4 protein-coding genes and 2 tRNA genes are annotated in these 3618 nt (G+C 59.3%); all 6 read left to right on the forward strand.

Annotated elements, in window-relative coordinates; genetic code table 11:
- Window positions 1-9: 9 nt before the first annotated feature.
- The 6 genes from Q0341_RS06815 to Q0341_RS06840 all read left to right on the forward strand — a co-directional run bounded on the left by Q0341_RS06815 (window position 10) and on the right by Q0341_RS06840 (window position 3529).
- Window positions 10-465 carry a LysE family translocator gene (locus Q0341_RS06815; RefSeq protein ID WP_299511455.1) on the forward strand — a complete coding sequence of 152 codons (456 nt, stop codon included), beginning with the start codon at window positions 10-12 and terminating at the stop codon, window positions 463-465.
- Between the two features lie 42 nt (window positions 466-507).
- Window positions 508-1536 carry an anthranilate phosphoribosyltransferase gene (gene trpD, locus Q0341_RS06820; RefSeq protein WP_299511450.1) on the forward strand — a complete coding sequence of 343 codons (1029 nt, stop codon included), beginning with the start codon at window positions 508-510 and terminating at the stop codon, window positions 1534-1536.
- A gap of 135 nt (window positions 1537-1671) precedes the next feature.
- Entirely contained in the window at window positions 1672-2460 is a 789-nt protein-coding gene (gene trpC, locus Q0341_RS06825; protein ID WP_299511452.1) for an indole-3-glycerol phosphate synthase TrpC, read from the forward strand.
- Window positions 2460-3221: a uracil-DNA glycosylase gene (locus tag Q0341_RS06830; protein WP_299511454.1), complete on the forward strand. Its 762-nt coding sequence runs from the start codon at window positions 2460-2462 to the stop codon at window positions 3219-3221. The genes trpC and Q0341_RS06830 overlap by 1 nt, the downstream gene beginning before the upstream one ends.
- A 62-nt stretch (window positions 3222-3283) precedes the next feature.
- Window positions 3284-3369: transfer RNA gene (locus Q0341_RS06835), tRNA-Tyr, on the forward strand.
- 86 nt (window positions 3370-3455) lie between these two features.
- A tRNA-Gly gene (locus Q0341_RS06840) sits at window positions 3456-3529 on the forward strand.
- Window positions 3530-3618 lie beyond the last annotated feature (89 nt).

The following is a 3618-nucleotide window of genomic DNA, read 5'->3' on the forward strand; positions in this document are numbered from 1 at the left end:
GCTTTCAACTTGGTCAAATGGGGCGGAGCCTTGTACCTGTTGTGGATGGGAGTGCGACTTTTGCGGCGCGCACCGCAGACCCCTGTCCTGTTCTCAACAAACCCCATGGGCGATCAAGGCCGAGCAGATGACGCAACAAGTCAAGTGCAGCGCAGGCTTGCCGTATTCTTTGGCGCTTTCGCAACAAATGTTTTGAACCCCAAAGTGGCACTGTTTTTCTTGGCCTTTGTGCCGCAATTCATACCCGCGGATGCCCAGAACCCGACGTGGTCCTTTGTGCTGTTGGGCGGCTTGTTCAACCTCAACAGCCTGCTCGTGTGCATGGCGTGGGCCTGGGCAGCTGCTTGGCTGACCCAGCACTCGTTTGGACTGCAGCGCGGCTTGAGCCACCTGGACCGTGTGGCGGGCCTGCTGTTTGTCGGTTTTGGGCTCAAGCTCGCTTTTACCGACGCGCCCGCGCATTGACGCTTTTCTCAACGAACCCGAACACCCGAGAGGAATCCCACCATGCCCATCACCCCCCAGGAAGCCTTGCAACGCACCATCGAGCACCGCGAAATCTTTCACGACGAGATGCTGCACATCATGCGCATGATCATGAACGGCGAGTTGTCGCCCGTCATGACGGCCGCCTTGCTCACCGGTTTGCGCGTGAAGAAAGAAACCATCGGCGAGATCACTGCTGCCGCCCAAGTGATGCGCGAGTTTTCGACCAAGGTGCATGTGGCAGACCCCACACACTTGGTTGACATCGTGGGGACGGGGGGCGACGGTGCCCACACCTTCAACATATCGACTTGCGCGATGTTTGTCGCAGCCGCCGCAGGGGCAAAAACCGCCAAGCATGGCGGGCGCAGCGTCAGCAGTAAATCGGGCAGCGCCGATGTGGTTGAGGCTCTGGGCGGCAACATCCACCTCAAACCAGAACAGATTGCCCGCTCCATCGAGGAGGTGGGCATTGGCTTCATGTTCGCGCCCAACCACCACCCGGCCATGAAAAATGTCGCACCGGTGCGCAAAGAACTGGGTGTGCGCACGATGTTCAACATCCTCGGGCCATTGACCAACCCGGCCAACGCGCCCCATATTTTGATGGGGGTGTTCCACTCCGATTTGGTGGGCATTCAGGTGCGCGCATTGCAGCGCTTGGGTGCCGAACACGCGTTGGTGGTGTATGGCCGCGACGGCATGGACGAGATCAGTCTGGGTTCGGCTACCTTGGTAGGTGAGTTGAAAAATGGCCAGATCACCGAATACGAAATCCACCCCGAAGACTTTGGCTTGCCCATGGCCAGCAACCGGGCTTTGAAAGTGGACACGCCCGAACAATCCATGGCCATGCTGCGAGGCGTGCTGGACAATGAGCCGGGCGCAGCACGCGACATCGTCATGATCAACGCGGGCGCCGCCTTGTATGCGGCCAATGTGGCCAGTAGCATCGCTGACGGCTTGGCGCGCGCCCGGGTGGCCATTGAGTCCGGCTCGGCCAAAGCCAAGCTGGCGCAGTTCGTAGCCTTTGGCCAGAAGGCGGATTGAGCCATGTGGCTGAACAAGGTGGTCTGAAAGACCTTGGGCATTTCGGCCTTGTTGCTGCGGCTGACTTGGTTGATGCGCCGCATCTTTTTTGCATTTTGAAAACCGTTGCCTCTGAGCCCGGACAGAAAGAAAATCATGAGTGACATCCTGGACAAAATCGTCGCGGTCAAGCGCGAAGAAATTGCAGCGGCTTTGACGCAAAAGCCCCTGTCGGTGGTGCGTGCCGATGCCGAAAGCCGCGTGCTGACGCGTGACTTCGAAGGGGCGATGCGCGCCAAGATCGCCGCAGGCCAGGCCGCTGTGATCGCTGAGATCAAAAAGGCCAGTCCGTCCAAGGGTGTGTTGCGGGCCGAGTTCATCCCGGCCGACATTGCCCAAAGTTATGCCGAATTTGGTGCCGCCTGCTTGTCGGTCTTGACGGACAAACAGTTTTTTCAGGGCAGCGTGGATTACCTCAAGCAAGCCCGCGCGAGCTGCGACCTGCCGGTGTTGCGCAAGGACTTCATGATCGATGCCTACCAGGTGTACGAAGCCCGAGCCATGGGGGCCGATGCCATTTTGCTCATCGCCGCCTGTTTGGACGATGCGCACATGGCCGACATGGAGGCCGTGGCCCGCAGCCTGGACATGGCTGTGTTGGTGGAGGTGCACGACCGCACCGAGCTGGACCGTGCCCTGAAACTGAAAACTCGGCTGGTGGGCATCAACAACCGCAACCTGAAAACCTTCGAGGTGTCATTGCAGACCACGCTCGACATGTTGGCCGATGTGCCCGCCGATCGCTTGTTGGTCACCGAAAGTGGCATTCAAACTCCGGAAGATGTCCGGCGCATGCGCGACGCGAAAGTCAATGCGTTCTTGGTGGGCGAAGCCTTCATGCGTGCCAATGAGCCCGGCGAGGCGCTGGCCAAGCTTTTTGCCTGATGACTGCTTGGCTGACTCAGCAAAGTCTGGATTTGGGGGAGGCGCCCCCGTCAGACCACCGTTTGGAGCGCTGGCCGCCTGATGCTTCGACGCTTGATGCGGGCTGGGCTTCACGCATTGAGGACTTTTTTCGCAGCCCGGTCGGACTGGCCCTGTCCGCACGCATGAATGAGGCGCTGGCAGCAGGCCACACCGTTTACCCCCCGGAGCCCTTCAGGGCATTGGCCTTGACGCCTTTGAGCCAAGTGCGCGTGGTGATTTTGGGGCAAGACCCTTACCACGGCCCGGGGCAGGCGCACGGGCTGGCTTTTTCGGTGCCTGCGGGTGTGCGGGTGCCGCCCAGCTTGCGCAACATTTTCAAGGAGTTGCAGCAAAGCCTGGGCGTCCCTGCATCGGCGCAAGGCTCTTTGGTGCGCTGGGCGCAGCAAGGGGTGCTGCTGCTCAACACCTGCTTGACGGTTGAGGCCACTCAGCCGGCGAGCCATGCCCGCTGGGGCTGGGAGGCGTTGACGGATGCGCTGGTTGTCGCCGTGGCGCAGCGATCAGAACCCGTGGTTTTCATGCTGTGGGGTGCGCATGCGCAAGCCAAAAAGGCCTTGATCGATGCTGCAGGTGGTGAGGACAGGCATTTGGTCTTGCAGGCCAATCACCCTTCGCCCTTGTCTGCCCTGCGGCCGCCTGTGCCATTTTTGGGCTGCGGCCACTTTGCACAGGCCCAGGCTTTTTGGCAGCAAAAGGGCGAAAACCCGGTTCAATGGTGAAATTTTTGTGAACCAACTTGCGGCGTGTCACAAAAGGATGGCATAATCTAAGACTCGCTTCTGGAGGGGTGCCCGAGTGGCTAAAGGGGGCAGACTGTAAATCTGTTGGCTTACGCCTACACTGGTTCGAATCCAGTCTCCTCCACCAGCAAACTGGCTAGCGCCGGTTGATGAGAGCAATTGGAAATGGTTTCCAAGCATTGGCGTTGCATCCACTCGTGCAGCGCAATCAGTGCGGGAGTAGTTTAATGGTAGAACCTTAGCCTTCCAAGCTAATGACACGGGTTCGATTCCCGTTTCCCGCTCCAGTCAATCGGATGTGTTTGTCAGAAGTTTCGCCCTTGTGGCTCAGTGGTAGAGCACTCCCTTGGTAAGGGAGAGGTCGCGGGTCCGATTC

Origin of the sequence: uncultured Limnohabitans sp. (genome assembly GCF_937889215.1) — a bacterium.
Lineage (GTDB): Bacteria > Pseudomonadota > Gammaproteobacteria > Burkholderiales > Burkholderiaceae_C > Limnohabitans_A.

Excerpts from the sequence above, each read along its gene's own strand:
- trpD (WP_299511450.1), top strand. The coding sequence starts at position 508 with ATGCCCATCACCCCCCAGGAAGCCTTGCAACGCACCATCGAGCACCGC.
- trpC (WP_299511452.1), top strand. The coding sequence starts at position 1,672 with ATGAGTGACATCCTGGACAAAATCGTCGCGGTCAAGCGCGAAGAAATT.
- Q0341_RS06830 (WP_299511454.1), top strand. The coding sequence starts at position 2,460 with ATGACTGCTTGGCTGACTCAGCAAAGTCTGGATTTGGGGGAGGCGCCC.